Origin of the sequence: Streptomyces azureus (assembly GCF_001270025.1) — a bacterium.
Taxonomy (GTDB): domain Bacteria; phylum Actinomycetota; class Actinomycetes; order Streptomycetales; family Streptomycetaceae; genus Streptomyces; species Streptomyces azureus.
In genome coordinates this window covers 155,780-179,158 of the sequence record NZ_DF968221.1, presented here as the reverse complement: position 1 = coordinate 179,158, position 23,379 = coordinate 155,780, and the positions used below count along the sequence as shown (strand labels likewise).

General features: G+C 71.3%; 19 protein-coding genes. 17 read left to right on the top strand and 2 right to left on the bottom strand.

The genetic code is table 11. From position 1 onward, the window contains the following. The 9 genes from carB to AOQ53_RS08195 all read left to right on the top strand — a co-directional run. Positions 1-2,931: carbamoyl-phosphate synthase large subunit (gene carB, locus AOQ53_RS08235; protein ID WP_059416319.1), on the top strand; the 2,931-nt coding region annotated here is incomplete at its 5' end. Between the two features lie 71 nt (positions 2,932-3,002). Further along, a complete protein-coding gene (locus AOQ53_RS08230) occupies positions 3,003-4,109 on the top strand; it encodes a quinone-dependent dihydroorotate dehydrogenase (RefSeq protein WP_059416318.1) in 1,107 nt (368 codons plus the stop codon). Then, positions 4,106-4,951 (top strand): orotidine-5'-phosphate decarboxylase, encoded by an 846-nt coding sequence (pyrF, locus tag AOQ53_RS08225; protein ID WP_059416317.1) that lies wholly within the window; start codon positions 4,106-4,108, stop codon positions 4,949-4,951. The genes AOQ53_RS08230 and pyrF overlap by 4 nt, the downstream gene beginning before the upstream one ends. Before the next feature lie 266 nt (positions 4,952-5,217). After that, the gene (locus tag AOQ53_RS08220; protein WP_003977346.1) at positions 5,218-5,541 is read left to right on the top strand and encodes an integration host factor; all 324 of its coding nucleotides are present in this window, start codon (positions 5,218-5,220) and stop codon (positions 5,539-5,541) included. 58 nt (positions 5,542-5,599) lie between these two features. Further along, positions 5,600-6,157 (top strand): guanylate kinase, encoded by a 558-nt coding sequence (gmk, locus tag AOQ53_RS08215; RefSeq protein WP_059416316.1) that lies wholly within the window; start codon positions 5,600-5,602, stop codon positions 6,155-6,157. A gap of 71 nt (positions 6,158-6,228) precedes the next feature. Beyond that, positions 6,229-6,501 (top strand): DNA-directed RNA polymerase subunit omega, encoded by a 273-nt coding sequence (rpoZ, locus tag AOQ53_RS08210; RefSeq protein WP_003988945.1) that lies wholly within the window; start codon positions 6,229-6,231, stop codon positions 6,499-6,501. Between the two features lie 114 nt (positions 6,502-6,615). Next, the gene (coaBC, locus tag AOQ53_RS08205) at positions 6,616-7,818 is read left to right on the top strand and encodes a bifunctional phosphopantothenoylcysteine decarboxylase/phosphopantothenate--cysteine ligase CoaBC (protein WP_059416315.1); all 1,203 of its coding nucleotides are present in this window, start codon (positions 6,616-6,618) and stop codon (positions 7,816-7,818) included. Positions 7,819-8,056: 238 nt separating this feature from the next. Beyond that, positions 8,057-9,265: a methionine adenosyltransferase gene (gene metK / locus AOQ53_RS08200; RefSeq protein WP_059416313.1), complete on the top strand. Its 1,209-nt coding sequence runs from the start codon at positions 8,057-8,059 to the stop codon at positions 9,263-9,265. Between the two features lie 159 nt (positions 9,266-9,424). Next, positions 9,425-11,602 (top strand): primosomal protein N', encoded by a 2,178-nt coding sequence (locus AOQ53_RS08195; protein WP_059416312.1) that lies wholly within the window; start codon positions 9,425-9,427, stop codon positions 11,600-11,602. Between the two features lie 280 nt (positions 11,603-11,882). On the opposite strand, the gene AOQ53_RS08190 is transcribed toward AOQ53_RS08195, so the two are convergent. After that, positions 11,883-12,419, bottom strand: a complete 537-nt coding sequence (locus AOQ53_RS08190; protein ID WP_059416310.1) for a hypothetical protein — start codon at positions 12,417-12,419, stop codon at positions 11,883-11,885. A 325-nt stretch (positions 12,420-12,744) separates the two neighbouring features. Between AOQ53_RS08190 and fmt the strand changes: the two genes are divergently transcribed. Both fmt and AOQ53_RS08180 read left to right on the top strand, forming a co-directional pair. Continuing rightward, complete coding sequence (gene fmt / locus AOQ53_RS08185) at positions 12,745-13,677, top strand: methionyl-tRNA formyltransferase (RefSeq protein ID WP_059416308.1); 933 nt, start codon at positions 12,745-12,747, stop codon at positions 13,675-13,677. 69 nt (positions 13,678-13,746) lie between these two features. After that, positions 13,747-15,174 (top strand): RsmB/NOP family class I SAM-dependent RNA methyltransferase, encoded by a 1,428-nt coding sequence (locus tag AOQ53_RS08180; RefSeq protein WP_059416306.1) that lies wholly within the window; start codon positions 13,747-13,749, stop codon positions 15,172-15,174. Here AOQ53_RS08180 and AOQ53_RS08175 read toward each other — a convergent pair. Further along, positions 15,155-17,296 carry an MMPL family transporter gene (locus AOQ53_RS08175; RefSeq protein ID WP_059416304.1) on the bottom strand — a complete coding sequence of 714 codons (2,142 nt, stop codon included), beginning with the start codon at positions 17,294-17,296 and terminating at the stop codon, positions 15,155-15,157. The genes AOQ53_RS08180 and AOQ53_RS08175 overlap by 20 nt on opposite strands. A 65-nt stretch (positions 17,297-17,361) precedes the next feature. Here AOQ53_RS08175 and rpe point away from each other — a divergent pair, with 65 nt between their 5' ends. From rpe to AOQ53_RS08145, 6 genes are all read left to right on the top strand, one after another. Beyond that, positions 17,362-18,048: a ribulose-phosphate 3-epimerase gene (gene rpe / locus AOQ53_RS08170; RefSeq protein WP_037769158.1), complete on the top strand. Its 687-nt coding sequence runs from the start codon at positions 17,362-17,364 to the stop codon at positions 18,046-18,048. Positions 18,049-18,126: 78 nt separating this feature from the next. Further along, positions 18,127-19,170, top strand: a complete 1,044-nt coding sequence (locus tag AOQ53_RS08165; RefSeq protein ID WP_059416302.1) for a sugar-binding transcriptional regulator — start codon at positions 18,127-18,129, stop codon at positions 19,168-19,170. Positions 19,171-19,194: 24 nt separating this feature from the next. After that, positions 19,195-19,524, top strand: coding sequence for a barstar family protein (locus AOQ53_RS08160; protein WP_059416325.1), 330 nt, complete (start codon positions 19,195-19,197; stop codon positions 19,522-19,524). Positions 19,525-19,656: 132 nt separating this feature from the next. Continuing rightward, the gene (locus AOQ53_RS08155) at positions 19,657-21,099 is read left to right on the top strand and encodes a GuaB1 family IMP dehydrogenase-related protein (protein ID WP_059416324.1); all 1,443 of its coding nucleotides are present in this window, start codon (positions 19,657-19,659) and stop codon (positions 21,097-21,099) included. Between the two features lie 78 nt (positions 21,100-21,177). Further along, complete coding sequence (locus tag AOQ53_RS08150) at positions 21,178-21,744, top strand: GNAT family N-acetyltransferase (protein ID WP_059416301.1); 567 nt, start codon at positions 21,178-21,180, stop codon at positions 21,742-21,744. Between the two features lie 164 nt (positions 21,745-21,908). Continuing rightward, positions 21,909-23,375, top strand: a complete 1,467-nt coding sequence (locus AOQ53_RS08145) for an amino acid permease (RefSeq protein ID WP_059416299.1) — start codon at positions 21,909-21,911, stop codon at positions 23,373-23,375. Positions 23,376-23,379: the final 4 nt, after the last annotated feature.

Genomic DNA, 23,379 nt, shown 5'->3' with positions numbered 1-23,379 from the left:
GAGGACCGCGACCAGTTCAAGGAGGTCGTGGAGGAGGTCCGCAAGAAGATCGGCCACGGCGAGTCCGCCCGGTCCTACATCTGCCACTCCATGGACGACGTCCTCAACGGCGTCGAGGAACTCGGCGGCTACCCGGTCGTCGTCCGCCCGTCCTTCACCATGGGGGGCGCCGGCTCCGGCTTCGCCCACGACGAGGAGGAACTGCGCCGCATCGCCGGGCAGGGCCTCACGCTCTCGCCGACCACCGAGGTGCTCCTGGAGGAGTCCATCCTCGGCTGGAAGGAGTACGAGCTGGAGCTGATGCGCGACAAGCACGACAACGTCGTGGTCGTCTGCTCCATCGAGAACTTCGACCCCATGGGCGTGCACACCGGCGACTCGATCACCGTGGCGCCCGCGATGACGCTGACCGACCGCGAGTACCAGACCCTCCGCGACATCGGCATCGCCGTCATCCGCGAGGTCGGCGTCGACACCGGCGGCTGCAACATCCAGTTCGCGGTGAACCCCGAGGACGGCCGGGTCATCGTCATCGAGATGAACCCGCGTGTGTCCCGGTCCTCGGCGCTCGCCTCCAAGGCGACCGGCTTCCCGATCGCCAAGATCGCCGCCAAGCTCGCCGTCGGCTACACGCTGGACGAGATCCCGAACGACATCACGCAGGAGACCCCCGCCTCCTTCGAGCCGACGCTCGACTACGTGGTCGTCAAGGCCCCGCGCTTCGCCTTCGAGAAGTTCCCGAGCGCGGACTCCACCCTCACCACCACAATGAAGTCGGTCGGCGAGGCCATGGCCATCGGCCGCAACTTCACCGAGGCCTTCCAGAAGGCCCTGCGCTCCCTGGAGAAGAAGGGCAGCCAGTTCACCTTCGTCGGGGAGCCCGGCGACAAGGAGGAGCTGCTCCGCGAGGCGGTCCGCCCCACCGACGGCCGGATCAACACCGTCATGCAGGCCATCCGCGCGGGCGCCACGCCCGAGGAGGTCTTCGAGTACACGAAGATCGACCCCTGGTTCGTCGACCAGCTCTTCCTGATCAAGGAGATCGCGGACGAGCTGGCCGAGGCCCCCGAGCTGACCACCGACCTGCTCGCCGAGGCCAAGCGCCACGGCTTCTCCGACACGCAGATCGGCGAGATCCGAGGGCTGCGCGAGGACGTCGTCCGCGAGGTCCGGCACGCGCTCGGCATTCGCCCGGTCTACAAGACGGTCGACACCTGCGCCGCCGAGTTCGCCGCGAAGACGCCCTACTTCTACTCCTCCTACGACGAGGAGACCGAGGTCGCGCCCCGCGAGAAGGCCGCCGTCATCATCCTGGGCTCCGGCCCGAACCGCATCGGCCAGGGCATCGAGTTCGACTACTCCTGCGTCCACGCCTCCTTCGCGCTGAGCGACGCGGGCTACGAGACCGTGATGGTCAACTGCAACCCGGAGACCGTCTCCACGGACTACGACACCTCCGACCGTCTGTACTTCGAGCCGCTGACGCTGGAGGACGTGCTGGAGATCGTCCACGCCGAGCAGCAGGCCGGCCCGGTCGCGGGCGTCATCGTCCAGCTCGGCGGCCAGACCCCGCTGGGCCTGTCGCAGGCACTGAAGGACAACGGCGTGCCCATCGTCGGCACGTCCCCGGAGGCCATCCACGCCGCCGAGGACCGGGGCGCCTTCGGCCGGGTCCTCAAGGAGGCCGGCCTCCCGGCCCCCAAGCACGGCACCGCCACCACTTTCGCCGAGGCCAAGGCCATCGCCGACGAGATCGGCTACCCGGTCCTGGTCCGCCCGTCGTACGTCCTGGGCGGGCGCGGCATGGAGATCGTCTACGACGAGACGCGCCTTGAGGCGTACATCGCCGAGTCGACGGAGATCAGCCCGTCCCGTCCGGTCCTGGTCGACCGGTTCCTCGACGACGCGATCGAGATCGACGTCGACGCGCTCTACGACGGCGAGGAGCTCTACCTCGGCGGCGTCATGGAGCACATCGAGGAGGCCGGCATCCACTCCGGCGACTCGGCGTGCGCCCTGCCCCCGATCACGCTCGGCGGCTTCGACATCAAGCGCCTGCGCGCCTCCACGGAGGGCATCGCGAAGGGCGTCGGAGTGCGCGGCCTGATCAACATCCAGTTCGCGCTGGCGGGCGACATCCTCTACGTCCTGGAGGCCAACCCGCGCGCCTCCCGGACCGTCCCCTTCACCTCGAAGGCGACCGCGGTGCCGCTGGCCAAGGCCGCCGCCCGGATCTCGCTGGGCGCCACGATCGCCGAGCTGCGCGCCGAAGGCCTGCTGCCGGCCGACGGCGACGGCGGCGAGCTGCCGTTCGACGCGCCGATCTCCGTCAAGGAGGCCGTCATGCCGTGGTCGCGCTTCCGCGACATCCACGGCCGCGGCGTCGACACGGTCCTCGGCCCGGAGATGCGCTCGACCGGCGAGGTCATGGGCATCGACACCGTCTTCGGCACGGCGTACGCCAAGTCGCAGGCGGGCGCCTACGGCCCGCTGCCCACCAAGGGCCGCGCCTTCATCTCGGTGGCCAACCGCGACAAGCGCTCGATGATCTTCCCGGCCCGCGAGCTGGTCGCGCACGGCTTCGAGCTGCTCGCCACCTCCGGCACGGCCGAGGTGCTCAAGCGCAACGGCATCAACGCCACGATCGTGCGCAAGCAGTCCGAGGGCACCGGCCCGAACGGCGAGAAGACCATCGTCCAGCTCATCCACGACGGCGAGGTCGACCTCATCGTCAACACCCCGTACGGCACCGGCGGCCGCCTCGACGGCTACGACATCCGTACGGCGGCCGTGGCACGCTCCGTGCCCTGCCTGACGACGGTCCAGGCACTCGCGGCGGCGGTCCAGGGCATCGACGCCCTCAATCGCGGCGACGTGAGCGTCCGATCGCTCCAGGAACACGCGGAACACCTGACCGCGGCCCGCGACTAGCAGCCCCGAGGGGGACACCGGAAACGGTGTCCCCCTCTTCGTGAGGACGCCATGTCTTCGTGAGGACACCCATGTACAAGATTTTCTTCCGTCTCGTTTTCAAGCGGCTGGACCCGGAGCAGGCGCACCACCTGGCCTTCCGCTGGATCCGCCTGGCCGCCCGCGTGCCCGTGCTGCGCACCTTCCTGGCGGCCGCCCTCGCGCCCCGCTACAAGGAGCTGCGCACGGAGGCCCTGGGGCTGCGCATGCACGGTCCCTTCGGGCTCGCCGCGGGCTTCGACAAGAACGCCGTCGGCATCGACGGCATGGCCATGCTCGGCTTCGACCACGTCGAGATCGGCACGGTGACCGGCGAACCGCAGCCCGGCAACCCCAAGCAGCGGCTGTTCCGCCTGGTCAAGGACCGGGCGCTGATCAACCGCATGGGCTTCAACAACGACGGATCTCTCCGCGTCGCCGCCCGCCTGGCCTCCCGGACGCCCGTCTTCAAGACCGTCGTCGGCGTCAATATCGGCAAGACCAAGGCCGTACCCGAGGAGGAGGCCGTCGCGGACTACGTGAAGTCCGCCGAGCGGCTGGCGCCCTACGCCGACTATCTCGTGGTCAACGTCTCCTCCCCGAACACGCCCGGTCTGCGCAACCTCCAGGCCACTCAGGCGCTGCGCCCCCTGCTGAGCGCCGTCCGCGAGGCCGCCGACCGCACCGTGTCCGCGCGGCGCGTCCCGCTCCTGGTCAAGATCGCTCCGGACCTCGCCGACGAGGACGTCGACGCCGTCGCCGACCTCGCCGTGGAACTCGGCCTGGACGGGATCATCGCCACGAACACCACCATCGCGCGCGAAGGGCTCGGTCTGAAGTCCGACCCCTCCCTGGTCAAGGAGACCGGCGGACTGTCCGGGGCGCCCCTGAAGGAACGCTCCCTGGAGGTCCTGCGCCGCCTGTACGCGCGCGTGGGCGACCGGATCACCCTGGTGGGCGTCGGGGGCGTCGAGAACGCCGAGGACGCCTGGCAGCGCATCCTGGCCGGTGCCACGCTGGTCCAGGGCTACAGCGCCTTCATCTACGAGGGGCCGTTTTACGCTCGCGACCTCCACAAGGGGCTCGCCGCGCGCCTGCGCACCAGCCCCTACGCCACGCTCGCCGACGCGGTGGGCGCCGACGTGAGGAAGACGGCATGAGTGGTCTCGAACCCTTCGGCGCACGCCTGCGCCGCGCCATGGACGAGCGCGGCCCGCTGTGCGTCGGCATCGACCCGCACGCCTCCCTGCTCGCCGAGTGGGGCCTCAACGACGACGTGGCGGGCCTGGAGCGGTTCAGCCGCACGGTCGTCGAGGCTCTGGCCGACCGGGTCGCCGTGCTCAAGCCGCAGAGCGCGTTCTTCGAGCGGTTCGGCTCGCGGGGCGTCGCCGTCCTGGAGAAGTCGGTGGCCGAGGCGCGGGCCGCGGGCGCGCTGGTCGTGATGGACGCCAAGCGCGGCGACATCGGCTCGACCATGGCCGCGTACGCCGAGTCCTTCCTGCACAAGGACGCGCCGCTGTTCTCCGACGCGCTGACCGTCTCGCCCTACCTCGGTTACGGCTCGCTGAGCCCGGCCGTCGCGCTGGCGCGGGAGAGCGGCGCCGGGCTGTTCGTGCTGGCGCTGACCTCCAACCCCGAGGGCGGCGAGGTCCAGCACGCGGTGCGGTCCGACGGCCGGAACGTCGGAGCGACCATGCTCGCCCACCTGTCCGCCGAGAACGCGGGGGAGGAGCCGCTGGGGTCCTTCGGCGCGGTCGTCGGCGCGACGCTCGGTGACCTGTCGTCGTACGACCTGGACATCAACGGCCCGCTCCTCGCGCCGGGCATCGGTGCCCAGGGGGCCACGCCGGCCGATCTTCCCCGGGTCTTCGGCACAGCGGTGCGCAATGTCGTGCCGAACGTCAGCCGGGGAGTGCTACGCCACGGTCCCGACGCGGTCACGTTGCGTGATGCCGCGGGGCGCTTCGCGGAGGAGATCCGTCACACCATGACCTCCTCCTGACCTCTTCCGGAGTCCTCCGACGAGTGGTCTGCAGTGCGCTTGAGTCTGAATACATCCTCAAATCCGGGGCAGTATGTCCTAAATGTCCCTTCAGGTGAAGGCTGACCAGGACTTTTCCGCTGTTCTCGCTGACTCTGGCGGACTTGCCCGCTAGTCTCCGACGAGAGTGAACGGGCAAGCGTGTTGCTCGTAGCTCCCCAGGTGTGGGGCGACTAGGTTCCTCACCGGTCCGTATCCGACAGTTCGACATCCGAGGTGACGTAGGCGTGGCTCTTCCGCCCCTTACCCCTGAACAGCGCGCAGCCGCGCTCGAAAAGGCCGCCGCGGCTCGCCGGGAGCGGGCCGAGGTCAAGAATCGACTCAAGCACTCCGGCGCCTCCCTTCACGAGGTCATCAAGCAGGGCCAGGAGAACGACGTCATCGGCAAGATGAAGGTCTCCGCCCTCCTCGAGTCGCTCCCGGGCGTGGGCAAGGTCCGCGCCAAGCAGATCATGGAGCGACTCGGTATCTCCGAGAGCCGTCGTGTGCGCGGCCTCGGTTCCAACCAGATCGCTTCCCTGGAGCGCGAGTTCGGCAGCACCGGCTCCTGAACCGGGCACTCCGGGGAAGCGAGTCCCGGGCACTCCGGGATTGCTGGATAATCGCTGCATGAGTGAACGTCCGCGGCTGACCGTGCTCTCCGGCCCCTCCGGGGTCGGCAAGAGCACGGTCGTCGCCCATATGCGCAAGGAACACCCCGAGGTCTGGCTCTCGGTGTCGGCGACGACCCGCAAGCCCCGCCCCGGCGAGAAGCACGGAGTCCACTATTTCTTCGTCACCGACGACGAGATGGACAAGCTGATCGCCAACGGCGAACTGCTGGAGTGGGCCGAGTTCGCCGGCAACCGCTACGGCACGCCACGTGCGGCCGTGCAGGAGCGCCTGGAGAAGGGCGAGCCCGTACTCCTCGAGATCGACCTCCAGGGCGCCCGCCTGGTCCGGGAGTCGATGCCCGAGGCCCAGCTGGTGTTCCTGGCTCCCCCCTCCTGGGAGGAGCTGGTGCGCAGACTCACCGGGCGGGGCACCGAACCGCCCGAGGTGATCGAGCGCCGGCTCCAGGCGGCGAAGACCGAGCTGGCCGCGGAGCCGGAGTTCGATACGACCCTGGTCAACACCTCCGTCGAGGACGTGGCTCGCGAGCTGCTAGCCTTGGTGGACGTCGTGTGACCATCGCTGATCGTTTCCGGGTCTCGCTGATCACCTCGACAGAATCTTTCCCATCCATCGGAAGGTAGAGCGTGTCCTCTTCCATCTCCGCGCCCGAGGGCATCATCAACCCGCCGATCGACGAGCTCCTCGAGGCCACCGACTCGAAGTACAGCCTCGTGATCTACGCGGCCAAGCGGGCCCGCCAGATCAACGCGTACTACTCGCAGCTCGGCGAGGGTCTCCTCGAGTACGTCGGTCCTCTCGTCGACACCCACGTCCACGAGAAGCCGCTCTCGATCGCTCTTCGCGAGATCAACGCGGGGCTGCTGACGTCCGAGGCCGTCGAGGGCCCGGCGCAGTAAGTACTATTTGCAGCTTGACGCTGACTTTTCCACAGGCCCGGCAGGCCGACTGCCGGGCCTGTGGTGTGTCATGGAGTCGTACGTTGTGCCGGTTGCCGAGGTCCGGGGAGAGACGTGGACAAGCCGAAGGTCGTTCTGGGGGTCAGTGGCGGCATCGCCGCGTACAAGGCCTGTGAGCTGCTGCGGCGGCTGACGGAGTCGGGCCATGACGTGCGCGTGGTGCCCACCGCCTCCGCGCTGCACTTCGTCGGCGCCGCCACCTGGTCCGCGCTCTCCGGGAACCCGGTCTCCACCGAGGTGTGGGACGACGTGCAGGAGGTCCCGCACGTCCGCATCGGACAGCACGCCGACCTGGTCGTCGTCGCCCCCGCCACCGCCGACATGCTCGCCAAGGCGGCCCACGGACTCGCCGACGACCTCCTCACCAACACCCTGCTCACCGCCCGCTGCCCGGTCGTGTTCGCCCCCGCGATGCACACGGAGATGTGGGAGCACCCGGCCACCCAGGAGAACGTGGCGACGCTGCGCCGCCGCGGCGCCTTCGTGATCGAACCGGCCGTGGGCCGTCTCACCGGAGTCGACACCGGCAAGGGCCGGCTGCCCGACCCGGGAGAGATCTTCGAGGTCTGCCGCCGGGTGCTGGCCCGGGGCGTGACCGGGCCGGATCTGAGGAGCCGGCATGTCGTGGTCAGCGCCGGTGGCACCCGCGAGCCCCTGGACCCCGTCCGGTTCCTCGGTAACCGCTCCTCCGGCAAGCAGGGCTACGCCCTCGCCCGCACCGCGGCCGCCCGCGGCGCCCGCGTCACGCTGATCGCGGCCAACAGTGCCCTGCCCGACCCGGCCGGCGTGGACGTCGTCCCCGTCGGCACCGCCGTGCAGCTGCGCGAGGCGGTGCTGAAGGCCTCCGCCGACGCGGACGCGGTGGTCATGGCGGCGGCGGTGGCGGACTTCCGCCCGGCGGTGTACGCGGCCGGGAAGATCAAGAAGAAGGACGACCAGGAGCCCGAGCCGATCACCCTGGTGCGGAATCCGGACATCCTCGCGGAGATCTCCGCCGACCGCGTGCGCCAGGGACAGGTGATCGTCGGCTTCGCGGCGGAGACCGACGACGTGCTCGCCAACGGCCGCGCGAAACTGAAGCGCAAGGGCTGCGATCTGCTGGTGGTGAACGAGGTCGGGGAGAGCAGGACCTTCGGTTCCGAGGAGAACGAGGCCGTCGTCCTCGGCGCCGACGGCAGCGAGACCGCGGTGCCGCACGGCCCCAAGGAAGCCCTGGCCGAAACCGTCTGGGACCTGGTGGTCGAGCGCCTTCGCTGATGTTTCAGTCCTCCTGCGCCCCCGTGAAACCCGGCCGATCGGGGCGTGGCGCCTCTGGCCAACGCAGCACGGCATTGGGCAGAATGCCCGTGCCGCAGGTCACAGCGCTTCCGAGTGTCGAGACAGGGAGACCGTGGCCTAAGCGTGACCGATAAGCTGTTCCACGGACGGCGCCGGGTGCAGCCCCCGCCGTCCGCCAAATGATCAGCCAGCAGCCGCTGCAACCCCAGGGAGCGTTGTGTCCCGTCGCTTGTTCACCTCGGAGTCCGTGACCGAAGGTCACCCCGACAAGATCGCTGACCAGATCAGCGACACCATTCTCGACGCGCTGCTCCGCGAGGACCCGACCTCCCGGGTCGCCGTCGAAACCCTGATCACGACCGGCCTGGTGCACGTGGCCGGCGAGGTCACGACCAAGACGTACGCGGACATCGCGACGCTGGTCCGGAGCAAGATCCTCGAAATCGGCTACGACTCCTCGAAGAAGGGCTTCGACGGCGCCTCCTGCGGCGTCTCGGTGTCGATCGGCGCGCAGTCCCCGGACATCGCCCAGGGCGTGGACACGGCTTACGAGTCCCGTGTCGAGGGCGACGAGGACGAGCTCGACAAGCAGGGCGCGGGCGACCAGGGCCTGATGTTCGGCTATGCGACGGACGAGACGCCGACGCTGATGCCGCTGCCGATCTTCCTGGCGCACCGCCTGTCGAAGCGCCTGTCCGACGTGCGCAAGAACGGCACCATCCCCTACCTGCGTCCGGACGGCAAGACGCAGGTCACCATCGAGTACGACGGCGACAAGGCGGTCCGTCTGGACACCGTCGTGGTCTCCTCGCAGCACGCCTCCGACATCGACCTGGACTCGCTCCTGGCTCCGGACATCAAGGAGTTCGTCGTCGACCCGGAGCTCAAGGCGCTGCTCGACGAGGGCATCAAGCTCGACACGGAGAACTACCGCCTCCTGGTCAACCCCACCGGCCGCTTCGAGATCGGCGGCCCCATGGGTGACGCCGGCCTGACCGGCCGCAAGATCATCATCGACACCTACGGCGGCATGGCCCGCCACGGCGGCGGCGCCTTCTCCGGCAAGGACCCGTCCAAGGTCGACCGCTCCGCGGCGTACGCGATGCGCTGGGTCGCCAAGAACGTGGTCGCCGCGGGTCTCGCCACCCGCTGCGAGGTCCAGGTGGCGTACGCCATCGGCAAGGCCGAGCCGGTCGGTCTGTTCGTCGAGACCTTCGGCACCGCCAAGGTCGACACGGAGAAGATCGAGAAGGCGATCGACGAGGTCTTCGACCTCCGTCCGGCCGCCATCATCCGCGACCTCGACCTGCTCCGCCCGATCTACTCCCAGACGGCGGCTTACGGCCACTTCGGCCGCGAGATTCCCGACTTCACCTGGGAGCGGACGGACCGCGTGGACGCGCTGCGCAAGGCCGTGGGCCTGTAAGTCCCCGGAAGACGGCGGGGCCGTGCGCCCGACGCCGTCGCGGTACCTCGCGAGGCCCGGCACCCTTCGGGGCGCCGGGCCTCGTCGTGCGTCCGGTGTCCGGCAAGACGGGTACTCGGGCGCCGTCGGATGTCAGTGGCGTTTGGTAAGAATGCAAGCGTGAGCAGCGAGAACGAACAGGCGGGCGGCGGCGCGGAGGGTGCGCCGCCCGAACAGCTCGCGCTCATCCGGGAGAGTGTGCGGAAGGCGAAGACGCCCCGGGCCAAGCCGCGGACCTGGCGGGGGGCCGCGCTCGCCAAGGACCTGCCCGTCGCGCGGGTGCTCGTCGACAAGGGCGTGCTCCATCTCGACCGGTACTTCGACTACGCCGTGCCCGAGGAACTGGACGAGCAGGCCCAGCCGGGCGTGCGGGTGCGGGTGCGGTTCGGGGCCGGGCGGCACCGCGTGAGGGAAGGACGGCGCGAGGGCGGCGGCCTGATCGACGGGTTCCTCGTCGAGCGGCTGCCCGAGTCCGACTACTCGGGGCCGCTGGCCGCCCTGGCCCAGGTCGTGTCGCCCGAGCGCGTGTTGAGCGAGGAACTGCTGGGCCTGGCCCGGGCGGTCGCCGACCGGTACGCGGGCAGCCTCGCCGACGTCCTGCAGCTGGCCGTACCGCCGCGCAACGCCCGGGCCGAGCAGCGCCCCTCGCCCGCGCCGCTGCCCTCGCCCCCGGCGCCCGAGGCGGGCTCCTGGCAGCGGTACGAGCGGGGAGCGGCCTTCCTGGAATCGCTGGCCTCCGGCGGTGCGCCACGGGCCGTGTGGAACGCGCTGCCCGGCCCGGAGTGGAGCGAGGAGCTGGCCCGGGCGATCGTGGCGACACTGGCCTCCGGTCGCGGGGCCCTCGCCGTCCTGCCCGACGGGCGGGCGGTCGCCCGGGTCGACGCCGCCCTGACCGCCCTGCTGGGGGAGGGGCGGCACGCGGTGCTCACCGCCGACGCGGGTCCCGAGAAGCGGTACGCGCAGTGGCTCGCGGTCCGGCGGGGTTCCGTACGGGCCGTGATCGGGACCCGGGCCGCGATGTTCGCACCGGTCCAGGACCTCGGGCTCGTGGCCATCTGGGACGACGGGGACGACAGCCACAGCGAGCAGCACGCCCCGCAGCCCCACGCACGTGAGGTGCTGCTGCTGCGGGCCGCCCAGGACAGGTGCGGCTTCCTGCTGGGCAGCTGGGGCTGCACGGTGGAGGCCGCGCAGCTCGTCGAGAGCGGGTGGGCGCGCCCGCTGGTCGCCGGGCGTGAGCAGGTGCGCGCCGCCGCTCCGCTCGTCCGCACCGTCGGTGACGGGGACCTCGCACGGGACGAGGCAGCCCGGGCCGCCCGGCTGCCGACCCTCGCCTGGCAGGTCGTCAGGGACGGTCTGCGGCAAGGTCCGGTGCTGGTGCAGGTTCCCCGGCGGGGATACGTGCCGCGCATGGCGTGTGCCAACTGCCGGGCGCCCGCGCGGTGCCGGCAGTGCTCCGGGCCGCTGGAGACACGGGACGGCGGCGCGTTGTGCTGCGGGTGGTGCGGCCGTGAGGAGAGCGGCTGGAACTGCCCGGAGTGCGGTGCCTTCCGGCTGCGCGCCTCGGTGGTGGGCGCCCGGCGGACCGCCGAGGAACTCGGACGGGCCTTCCCCGCCGTGCCGGTGCGGACCTCGGGCCGTGAACACGTACTCGACACGGTGCCGGGGGTGCCCGCGCTGGTGGTGAGTACGCCCGGGGCCGAGCCCGTCGCAGAGGGCGGGTACGCGGCGGCGCTGCTGCTGGACGGATGGGCCATGCTCGGGCGACCCGATCTGCGCGCCGGGGAGGACGCGTTGCGGCGGTGGATCGCGGCCGGGTCGCTCGTCCGGCCGCAGCCGGCCGGCGGCACGGTGGTGGTCGTGGCCGAGCCGACGCTGCGGCCCGTCCAGGCGCTCGTTCGGTGGGACCCCGTCGGTCACGCGGTGCGGGAACTCGCCGAGCGGGCCGAGCTGGGGTTTCCGCCCGTGTCGCGGATGGCGGCGGTGTCGGGGCCGGCGGAAGCGGTGGCCGAGTTTCTCCGCGCGGCAGAACTGCCGGGGGAGGCCGAGGTACTGGGGCCGGTGCCGTTGCCCGTGCCCGTAGCGGGACGACCGCGACGGGCCGGGGGGCCGCCGCCCGGGGAGCAGTGGGAACGGGCGCTGATCCGTGTGCCGCCGGGGAAGGGCGCCGCGCTGGCCGCCGCGCTGAAGGCCGCGCAGGCCGCGCGGATGGCTCGGGGTAGTGGGAGCGGGAGTGGCGGCGGGAGTGGCGGCGGGAGTGGGGTCTGGGTGCGGATCGATCCGGCGGACATCGGGTGAGCCACTGCCGGGGGTCCGGCGGGGCGGCGTCCGCAGTGCTGGCTGACCTTTGGCCCGGTGATGTGGTGTCAGGGGCCCGGTGGTACGGCGCTGTAGGGACGGCTGTGTTCTGGCCTGGTGTGGCGGTCGCAGGGGTCCGGTACGGCAGCGTTCGTTGGAGATGGCTGTCCTCGGCACAGTGACGTGCTCGCAGGACTCCGAGACGGCAGCGTCCGGATACGTCGCTGCCCTCCCGGAGTGTTCCGGGAGGGCGGGGCAGGGGGCAGGGGGCAGGGGTGGCTCAGCCGTTGCGCGGGCCGGGGAAGGCCGTCGGCCTTGCCTCGTCGCGGAGTGCCGGGCTGCCCGCCGTCGGCTGGGTGGGCATGGAGCGGGCCGCCGGGACCGTGGGGAGACCGGTGTTCACACTGACCGTGCGGGAGCCCGAGGGCTCCGGTGCGCGCTCCGCCTCGGCCGCGGTCGGCTGGGCCGTGGCACGGCGTGCGCCGTAACGGCGGTGGACCGCCTGTTTGGTGACCCCGAGTGCGGAGCCCACCGCGTCCCACGAGAAGCCGAGTGAGCGGTCGAAGTCCACGGCCGCCGTCACCAGGGTCTCGACACTGTCCCGCAGCTCCTGGGCGAGACGTACCGTCGGGGCGGGGGCGCGTCCGTAGACGACGAAGCCCGTGGAGGGCCCGGAGCGGCGCGGGCGGTAGACGTTGCCCAACTGGGCGGTGAGTGTGCGCAGTGCGTCCACCTGCCGGCGGACCCGCTCGATGTCCCGCACCAGCAAGTGCAGGCTGGCCCGAGCCTGGGCGTCGTGGGTTGCGTGGTCGGCCATGAACAAGCCTCTCGAACCGGCGTTGAAAGGAATGGGCCGCGATCGCGGCCCGATGTGGTCAACTCTGTCTTGACCAACGCGGATTCGCTCCGCGGGTCACGGTGTGGGGGCGTGGGGGCATATGCGTGCGCCCGTTTGCGCGGGGCGTGCGCCTCGGCCTTCGGCCTTCGGCTTTTGTCTCCCACCCGCGCACCACCCGTAACTGTCCGTCGAGTGGCCCGGCTCTCCCGTGGGGGGCGAGCGCCGTCGGCGGCTTTCTGTTTCCGGCTCATAGACTTGGGCGTTGCCCGTCATCGACCCCCGTCCGAGAGGCCCCCACCACCCCATGAAGCTCGTCTTCGCCGGTACACCCGAGGTCGCCGTTCCCGCTCTGGACGCTCTTCTCGCCTCCGAGCGGCACGAGGTGGCCGCTGTCGTCACGCGGCCCGACGCGCCGGCCGGACGGGGGCGCAGGCTCGTCGCGTCGCCCGTCGCCGAGCGGGCGGAGGAGGCCGGGATCGAGGTGCTGAAGCCCGCGAAGCCGAAGGACCCCGAGTTCCTGGAGCGGCTGCGGGAGATCGGGCCGGACTGCTGTCCCGTCGTCGCCTACGGCGCCCTGCTGCCCCGCGTCGCCCTCGACGTCCCCGCGCACGGCTGGGTCAATCTGCACTTCTCCCTGCTGCCGGCCTGGCGCGGAGCCGCGCCCGTGCAGCACGCCATCATGGCCGGGGACGAGATCACCGGGGCTTCCACCTTCCTGATCGAGGAGGGGCTCGACTCCGGGCCGGTGTACGGGACGGTCACCGAGGAGATCCGGCCCACCGACACCAGCGGGGACCTGCTGACCCGGCTGGCCTTCGCCGGTGCCGGGCTGCTCGCGGCGACCATGGACGGGATCGAGGACGGCACGCTGAAGGCCGTACCGCAACCGGCCGAGGGGGTCAGCCTCGCCCCGAAGGTCAACGTCGAGGACGCCCGCATCGACTGGACCGCTCCCGCGCTGCGCGTCGACCGGATGGTGCGGGGCTGCACTCCGGCTCCCGGCGCCTGGACCACGTTCCGCGGTGAGAGGCTCAAGCTCATCCAGGTCACCCCCGTGCCGGACCGGACGGATCTCGCCCCGGGCCAGATCGCCGCCGGGAAGAACAACGTGTACGTCGGCACCGGCTCGTACGCCGTCGAGCTCGTCTGGGTGCAGGCCCAGGGCAAGAAGCCGATGCGGGCGGCGGACTGGGCACGCGGGGTGCGGATCGCCGAGGGCGAGCGGCTCGGGGGCTGACACAGCGGCACGTCCGGGGCGGCGTAGGCTGGACGGCGCACTTCTTCTCACACCCGGAGCACCTTTTTCGTGAGCGACCAGCCCCGTCGGCCCCGTACGTCAGGCAAGCCCTACCGTCGGCCCAAGAAGGACCCCGTCCGCATCCTCGCCTTCGAGGCGCTGAGGGCCGTGGACGAGCGGGACGCCTACGCCAACCTCGTTCTGCCGCCGCTGTTGCGCAAGGCGCGGGAGCAGGAGGGCCCCGAGAAGTTCGACGCCCGGGACGCGGCGCTCGCCACCGAGCTGGTGTACGGGACGCTGCGGTGGCAGGGGACGTACGACGCGGTCGTCTCGGCCTGCGTGGACCGGCCGCTGCGGGAGGTCGACCCGCCGGTGCTGGACGTGCTGAGCCTCGGCGCGCATCAGCTGCTCGGGACGCGGATCCCGACGCACGCGGCCGTGTCCGCCACCGTCGAGCTCGCGCGGGTCGTGCTCGGCGACGGGCGGGCCAAGTTCGTCAACGCCGTGCTGCGGAAGGTGGCGCAGCACGATCTGGACGGCTGGCTGGAGCGGATCGCGCCGGCCTACGACGAGGATCCCGAGGACCATCTCGCCGTCGTCCACTCGCATCCGCGGTGGGTCGTGTCCGCGCTGTGGGACTCCCTCGGCGGCGGTCGCTCCGGCATCGAGGACCTGCTGCGCGCCGACAACGAGCGGCCCGAGGTGACCCTGGTGGCGCGGCCCGGTCGGGCCACCGCCGAGGAACTGCTCGAAGAGGACGCCGCCGTGCCGGGGTACTGGTCGCCGTATGCCGTGCGCCTGACCGAGGGCGGTGAGCCGGGCGCCGTCGCGGCGGTGCGGGACGGACGTGCGGGCGTGCAGGACGAGGGCAGCCAGCTCGTGGCGCTCGCTCTCGCCAACGCGCCGCTGGACGGGCCCGACCTGCGGTGGCTGGACGGGTGTGCGGGGCCCGGCGGCAAGGCCGCGCTGCTCGGCGCCCTCGCGGCCCAGCGGGGCGCGCTGCTCGTCGCCTCCGAGAAGCAGACCCACCGCGCCGGGCTCGTGGCCAGGGCGCTGGAGGGGAACCCCGGGCCGTACCAGGTGATCGCCGCGGACGGGACGCGTCCGGCGTGGCGGCCCGGCAGTTTCGACCGCGTGCTGGTCGACGTGCCGTGCACCGGGCTCGGTGCCCTGCGGCGCCGCCCCGAGGCACGCTGGCGGCGTCGGCCGGAGGACCTGGAGGGGTTCGCGCCGTTGCAGCGCGGCCTGCTGCGCACCGCCCTGGAGTCGGTGCGGGTCGGCGGTGTCGTGGGCTACGCGACCTGCTCGCCGCACCTCGCCGAGACCAGGGCCGTGGTCGCCGACGTCCTCAAGCAGCACCCGGACACCGAGCTCCTCGACGCCCGGCCGCTGCTGCCCGGCGTACCCGACCTGGGAGAGGGGCCCGACGTGCAGCTGTGGCCGCATCGGCACGGGACCGACGCGATGTACCTGGCGCTCATCCGCCGGACCGGCTGACCCCCGCTCCGACCCTCTCCCGGGCCGCCGCACCGCCGTCCTCCCTGGCCAGCCGGTGCGGCCACCACACCTTCGGACCCACGTCCAGGAACAGTGACGTGACCAGGACCGAGCGCACGACGAACGTGTCGATGAGGACGCCGAGGGCGACCGCGAAGCCGATCTCGGCGAAGGCGACCATCGGGAGGGTGCCGAGGGCGGCGAAGGTGCCGGCCAGGACCAGGCCGGCGGAGGTGATGACCGCGCCGGTGGCGGCGAGACCGGTGACCACACCCGGTCTGGTGCCCTGGCGGGCTGCTTCCTCGAGGATGCGCGTGGTGAGGAAGATGTTGTAGTCGATGCCCAGCGCGACCAGGAACACGAAGACGAACAGCGGGAAGTCGGTCGCCTCGCCCGCGTAGCCGAAGACGTACCGGAACGCGAGCGCGCTGATGCCGAGGGCCGCCGCGAACGAAAGGATCACCGTCCCGATCAGCAGCAGCGGCGCGATCAGGGCGCGCAGCAGGACGCACAGGATCAGCAGGACGACCACCAGCACCAGCGGGATGATCAGCACGTTGTCGTGCGTGGTCGCCTCGTCCATGTCGAGCAGGGCCGCCGTACCGCCGCCCACCCGGGCGTCGGCGTCCGGCACCGCGTGCACGGCGTCCCGCACCCGCTCCACCGTCTGCTTGGCGGCCCCGCTGTCCGCCGGGGCGGTCATGGTGGCCTCGAACAGGACCTTGCCCTCGAAGGCCGGTTTCGTGCCGGGCGGCAGGCCCAGGGACTGCGGGACCACGCCCTGCGTCGCCGCCACCGCGCGGCCCACCTGCTCGGCCTGCGCCTGGTTGCTGATGATGACCAGGGGATCGCCGCTGCCCGCCGGGAAGTAGCGCGCCGACACCTCCTGGCCGGTGATCGAGTCCGGTTTCCCGGTGAACGCGTCCGCGTTGCCGATGCCCTCCGCGCGCAGCTGGATCAGGCCCAGCGAACAGACCGCCAGGACCAGTGCCGTGACGGCCCAGGTCGTACGCGGGCGACGGGCGATACGGCGGCCCGTGCGCGCCCAGATGCCGCGCTCGGTCGGGTCGGGCGTGCCGTAGTGCGGGACCACCGGCCAGAAGATCCACCGGCCGAAGATCACCAGCAGGGCGGGGAAGAGGCTCATCATCGCCAGCAGGGCGACCGCGACGCCGATCGCGGCCACCGGGCCCAGACCGCTCGTGGAGTTCATATCGGCGGCCAGCAGCACCAGCATGCTCAGCACGACCGTCGCGCCGGAGGCGAGCACCGCGGGGCCCGCGCGGTGCAGCGCCAGGGCCATCGCCTCGTGCCGGTCCTCGTGCCGGCGCAGCTCCTCCCGGTAGCGGGCGACCAGCAACAGGGCGTAGTCCGTCCCCGCCCCGAAGACCAGCACCGTGAGGATGCCGGCGCTCTGGCCGTTGACCGTCAGGCCCGCGTGCTCGGCCAGCAGGTAGATCAGCGCCTGGGAGGTCAACAGCGCGCAGACCACCGAGACCAGGGGGACCAGCAGCAGGGTCAGGCTGCGGTACGTGATGAGCAGCATGACGATGACGACGACCATCGCCGAGAACAGCAGCGTCGAGTCGATGCCCTCGAAGGCCTCCGCGAAGTCCGCCGACGTGCCGCCCGGGCCCGTGATGTGCACGGCCAGCCCGCCGCCGCCCTCGCCGACGTCGTCCCGGACGGAGTCGACGGCGGGCGAGATCCGCTCCCAGCCCTCCTCGTCCATCGTGATCGGCACGAAGACCTGCGCCGCCCGCGGATCGGCCTGCCGGTCGAAGACCGGCCCCCGGGTCTCCGCACCCCGGATGCCGTGGTCACGCAGCTCCTTGAGCTGCCGTACGTCCTCGGTGATCTCCGCCCGGTCCTGGGCCGTCAGCCCGCTGTCCCGGGCGTAGACCACGATCGCCGGGATCTGTTCCGGCCGGAAGTCCTCGGAGATCTCCAGCACCTGCGTCGACTCCGCGGACCCCGGCAGCCAGGACGACGCGTCGTTGTCCTGCGCGTCGGTGAGCTTCATGGCGAACGGCGCGGCGACGAACAGCACCACCACCCACAGGGCCAGCACCAGCCACTTGGCCCGCCGCCCGCAGACGAGGTGCGCGACGCCCTGTTTCATGGCAACCCCCTTTGCGACCCGGGACCGATGCCCACAACCCCCGGAGGGCATGGCAGTCTTAGGACATGGCCGTGCAGATCAACCCCAGCATCCTCTCCGCCGACTTCGCCCGCCTCGCGGACGAGGCGAAGGCCGTGGAGGGAGCCGACTGGCTCCACGTCGACGTCATGGACAACCATTTCGTCCCGAACCTCACACTCGGCGTGCCGGTCGTGGAGTCGCTCGCCCGTGCGACGGACACTCCGCTGGACTGCCATCTGATGATCGAGGCCCCCGATCGGTGGGCGCCCCAGTACGTCGAAGCGGGGGCCGGTTCCGTCACCTTCCATGTCGAGGCGGCCGCCGCACCGGTCCGGCTCGCCCGGGAGATCCGCGCCAAGGGCGCCCGCGCCTCCATGGCGCTGAAGCCCGCGACCCCCATCGAGCCGTACGAAGACCTGCTCCCCGAGCTCGACATGCTGCTGATCATGACGGTCGAACCGGGCTTCGGGGGACAGGCCTTCCTCGACATCATGCTTCCCAAGATTCGCCGCACCCGCGAGTTGATCAGCAAGCACGGTCTGGAGCTCTGGCTCCAGGTCGATGGCGGAGTCTCCGCCTCCACTATCGAGCGGTGCGCGGACGCCGGAGCCGACGTCTTCGTGGCCGGATCGGCGGTCTACGGGGCAAACGACCCGGCAGAGGCGGTACGTGCACTACGCACGCAGGCGGAGGCGACCACGGCCAAGGCCTCCTGGGCCTGCGACCACTGAGCCACAGCAAAGTGAACGGCTCTCATCAGGGCTGATCATCCGCGCCGGATCTGCAAGGATGAACGGCGAATCCAGAGTGTGAACAGCAGTGAGGAGATCGCCGTGTCGGGTATGTCGGCGGGCCGGTCAGCCATGCGGATGGGACCCGCTGAGCTGGTGCAGGCGGCGGCCATGGCCCGCCGCTTCTACCTCGAGGGGAAGTCCAAGATCCAGATCGCTGAGGAGTTCGGCGTCAGCCGCTTCAAGGTGGCCCGGGTCCTGGAGACCGCCCTCGAACGGGATCTCGTACGTATCGAGATCCGTGTGCCTGCGGAGCTGGACGCGGAGCGCTCGGACGCGCTCCGCGCCCGCTACGGCCTCAGGCACGCTGTCGTGGTCGAGTCCCCGGCCGAGGCCGAGGAGTCACCCGACCCCGAGAACCTGGGAGAGGTGGCCGCCGACCTGCTCGGCGAACTGGTCAACGAAGGTGATGTGCTGGGCCTGGCCTGGGGCCGCTCCACCATCCACATGGCGGCGGCGCTCGACCGGCTGCCCCCGTGTACGGTGGTGCAGCTGACGGGCGTGTACGACGCCGGGACCGCCGAACGCGGCTCCGTCGAGGCGGTACGCCGTGCCGCCCAGGTGTCCGGCGGTGACGCGCACCCCATCTACGCGCCGATGCTGCTCCCCGACGCGGCCACGGCCACGGCGCTGCGCAACCAGACGGGGATCGCCCGGGCCTTCGAGCACTTCGACAAGGTCACCGTCGCCTGCGTCTCCATCGGCTCCTGGGAGCCGGGCATCTCCACGGTGCACGACATGCTCAGCGACGAGGAGCGCGCGCACTACGCCTCCCTCGGTGTCGCCGCCGAGATGTCCGCGCACCTCTTCGACGCCGAGGGCCGAAGGGTCGGCCGGGACCTGGGCGAGCGGTGCATCACGGTCAAGGCAGACCAGCTCCGCCGTATCCCCGAGGTCGTCGCGATCGCCGGAGGACAGCGCAAGGGACCCGCGATCGACGCGGTGCTGCGGTCCGGGCTCGTCACCAGCCTGGTGACGGACACGTCGGCCGCGGACTATCTGATGACGGCGGGCCCGGCACCGAAGTCCGCGCTCAACAGGACCGACCCGGACGGAGTCTGACGTATGGCCAGCAAGTCGCGGGAGGTGCCGGACGATCCGGCCGGCCGGATCGTGCTCGTGCTGGACCTCGAGGGGGTCACGGACAAGGCGGGCCTCATGGACCGCTGCGCCCGTGACCTCTCCCTGCCCGGGTGGTTCGGCCGCAACTGGGACGCCCTCGCCGACTGCCTGGCCGACCCCGGCCTCTGGCCCGAGGGAGCCGTGGAGCGGGGGCTGCTGGTCGTCGTCCGGGGCTGGCGGGCGTACGCCGAGAAGCGGCCCGAGGAGTGGCAGGTCGCGGAGGAGATCTTCGCGGAGGCGACGGACCGGGGCCCGGGTCTCTTCGTGACCCTCGGGCTTGGAGCATCCTCCTAAGGCGCCCCTGACCAGCCTGGATGATCTGCTGGGGGACGTGCGCACATCCGGCATGGGACAATGAAGTACGTGCTCTTTCCCCCTGGCCGGCCGGTCGGGGGGTCACCTCTGATCGACTGGGATGTGCAGCACGTGCGTTTCCTCAATGACATCCAGCCCGGGTACGACCTGACGTACGACGACGTCTTCATGGTGCCGAGCCGCTCCGCGGTCGGCTCGCGCCAGGGCGTGGACCTCAGCTCCCCGGACGGCACGGGCACCACCATCCCGCTCGTCGTCGCCAACATGACCGCCATCGCCGGGCGCCGCATGGCCGAGACCGTGGCCCGCCGCGGCGGCCTCGTCGTCATACCGCAGGACATCCCCATCGACGTGGTCACCGACGTCGTCTCCTGGGTGAAGAGCCGCCACCTGGTCCTCGACACCCCGATCATGCTGGCGCCCCACCAGACCGTCGCGGACGCGCTGTCCCTGCTGCCCAAGCGCGCGCACAACGCCGGAGTCGTCGTCGACGACAACCACCGGCCGGTCGGCGTGGTCACCGAATCCGACCTGTCCGGCGTGGACCGCTTCACGCAGCTCGCCGAGGTCATGTCCCGGGACCTGCTGCTCATCGACGCGGACATGGACCCGGGCGAGGCCTTCGACACCCTCGACCACGCCAACCGCCGCTACGCCCCCGCGGTCCACAAGGACGGCACGCTCGCCGGCATCCTCACCCGCAAGGGCGCCCTGCGCGCCACGCTCTACAAGCCGGCCACGGACGCGCAGGGGCGGCTGCGCATCGCCGCTGCCGTAGGCATCAACGGCGACGTCGCGGGCAAGGCCAAGCAGCTGCTGGACGCGGGCGTGGACACACTCGTGATCGACACCGCGCACGGCCACCAGGAGTCGATGATCAGCGCCCTGAAGCTGGTGCGCGACCTCGACCCGCAGGTGCCGATCGTCGCGGGCAACGTCGTGGCCGCCGCGGGCGTGCGCGACCTGATCGAGGCGGGCGCGGACATCGTCAAGGTCGGTGTCGGACCCGGCGCCATGTGCACCACGCGCATGATGACCGGCGTCGGCCGGCCGCAGTTCTCGGCCGTGCTGGAGTGCGCCGCCGAGGCGAAGAAGTACGGCAAGCACGTGTGGGCCGACGGCGGCATCCGCCACCCGCGCGACGTGGCCATGGCGCTCGCCGCCGGCGCGTCCAACGTGATGGTCGGCTCCTGGTTCGCGGGCACCTACGAGTCCCCGGGCGACCTCCAGCACGACGCCCAGGGGCGTGCCTACAAGGAGTCCTTCGGCATGGCCTCCGCGCGGGCCGTGCGCAACCGCACGTCGGAGGAGTCGGCGTACGACCGGGCCCGCAAGGCGCTGTTCGAGGAGGGCATCTCCACCTCCCGGATGTTCCTCGACCCGGCCCGCCCCGGCGTCGAGGACCTGATCGACTCGATCATCGCGGGCGTCCGCTCCTCCTGCACCTACGCCGGTGCCGGCTCCCTGGAGGAGTTCGCCGAGAAGGCCATCGTCGGCATCCAGAGCGCCGCCGGCTACGCCGAGGGCAAGCCGCTGCACGCCAGCTGGAACTGACAGCCCCCACGCCTCGTCCCAGGCCCCCGATGAAAAATCGGGGGCCTTGTGCGTGCGGGCGCCCTACCGTCGTACGCCATGGAGATCACCGTCTGCCGGGCCGCCGATGTGGCGCTGCTCGACCAGTACATCGGCTCCCCGGGTGCCACCTCGTTCCACGCGCGGCGCTTCGAGCGCCAGGAGGGGGGTCAGAGCACGTATCTCGTGGCCTGGCTCGACGGACGGCCCGTGGGTCACGCGGAGCTGCGCTGGGGCGGCTGCGACGACGCGACGGTACGGGCGGCACGGCCCGGCTGTCCGGAGATCAACGCGCTCGCCGTGTGGCCCCAGACGCTGCGCTCGCGCGGCATCGGCAGCGCCCTGGTCCGGGCCGCCGAGGAACGCGCCCGGGAGCGGGGCCGCACGGCCATCGGTCTCGGCGTCGCCGACGACAATCCGCGAGCCGCCGCCCTCTACGCCCGGCTCGGCTACCGGCCCCTCACCCCCTACGTCGGCCGCTGGTCATACGAGGACCACGACGGCGTCACGCACGAGTGTGTCGAGGAGCTCACCTTCCTGGTGAAAGAGCTGGTCCGGACAAGTCCTGTGCAACGGACGAACGCAGCCGTGCAACGAACCTCCGGCCAGTCGCGAGGAACGCAATGATCTTGCGGGCACGCGCAAGGTTGCTGCATTACACGGGCAACGCCCCTGCTCGTAGGCTGTCGCCTCGTACGTGGCGTGGCGGGGACCCCGCTCGGTGGGTCCCGGCTGTCGGGGCGCTGCCGGTCCCTGCCACCCGAGACCGGCAGTGACGAAGGAGTCAGCGCGTGCTCGACCAAGGCGCACCCCCGCACAGCAGTAGTCAGACCGCCCCGCCGTCCCCGGGCGTCGGCGCGCGCCTCATGCGTCGCAAGCCGGTGGAGAACCTGGTGGCGGAGGGTGGCCAGGGCGAGGGAGGCTCGCTCCGGCGCACCCTCGGGCTCTGGCAGCTCACCATGATCAGCATCGGGGCCACCCTCGGCACCGGCATCTTCGTCGTGCTCGGCGAAGCCGTCCCCAAGGCGGGTCCGGCCGTCACGCTCGCCTTCGTCATAGCCGGCCTGACCGCCCTGTTCTCGGCCCTGTCCTACGCCGAGCTGGCCGGCACCATCCCGGTCTCCGGCTCCTCCTACTCGTATGCGTACGCAACGATGGGCGAGCTGATCGCCTGGATCTGCGGCTGGTGCCTGGTCCTGGAGTACGGCGTGTCGGTCGCCGCCGTCGCCGTCGGCTGGGGCGAGTACCTCAACGAACTGCTCGACGGCACCGTCGGCGTCACCATCCCGGCCGCCCTGTCCGCCCCGCCCGGCGACGGCGGGGTGTTCAACCTGCCCGCGCTGATCGTCGTCCTGCTCGCGATGGCGTTCCTGCTGGGCGGCGCCCGCGAGTCCGCCCGCGCCAACACCGTCATGGTCATCGTGAAGATCGGCGCGCTGGTGATGTTCTGCGCCATCGGCGTCCAGGGCTTCCGCTCCGGCAACTACGAGAACTTCATGCCGCTCGGCATGGCCGGTGTCAGCGCCGCAGGTGCCACGCTGTTCTTCTCCTACATCGGCTTCGACGCCGCCTCCACCGCCGGCGAGGAGGCGAAGAACGCCCAGCGCGACCTGCCGCGCGCGATCATGCTGTCGCTGGTCATCGTCACGGCGCTGTACGTCCTCGTCGCCGCCGTCGCGGTCGGCGCCAAGCCCTGGGAGAACTTCACCGACTCCGAGGCCGCCCTCGCCCAGATCATGCGCGAGGTCACCGGGCAGACCTTCTGGGGCACGCTGCTGGCGTTCTGCGCCGTCATCGCGATCGCGAGCGTGGTGCTGACCGTGCTCTACGGCCAGACCCGCATCCTGTTCGCCATGTCCCGCGACGGCCTGGTGCCGAAGGTGTTCGCCAAGGTCCACCCGAAGACCGGCACGCCCCGCGCCAACACCCTGATCGTCTCCCTGTTCTGCGGCGTCCTGGCCGCGGCGATCCCGCTCGGGCAGCTCGCCGACGCCACCAGCATCGGCACCCTGTTCGCCTTCGCGCTGGTCAACGTGGCGGTCGTGGTGCTGCGCCGGACCCGGCCGGACATGCCCCGCACCTTCCGGGTGCCGCTCTCCCCGGTCCTGCCCGCGCTGGGCTTCGCCTTCTGCGTATGGATGATGGGCAGTCTGCCGACCGTGACCTGGGTGGTCTTCGGTGTCTGGATGGCCGCCGGGCTCGTGTTCTACTTCGTGTACGGCTATCGCCGTTCCCGACTCGCACCATCCGAAAAGTGACCAA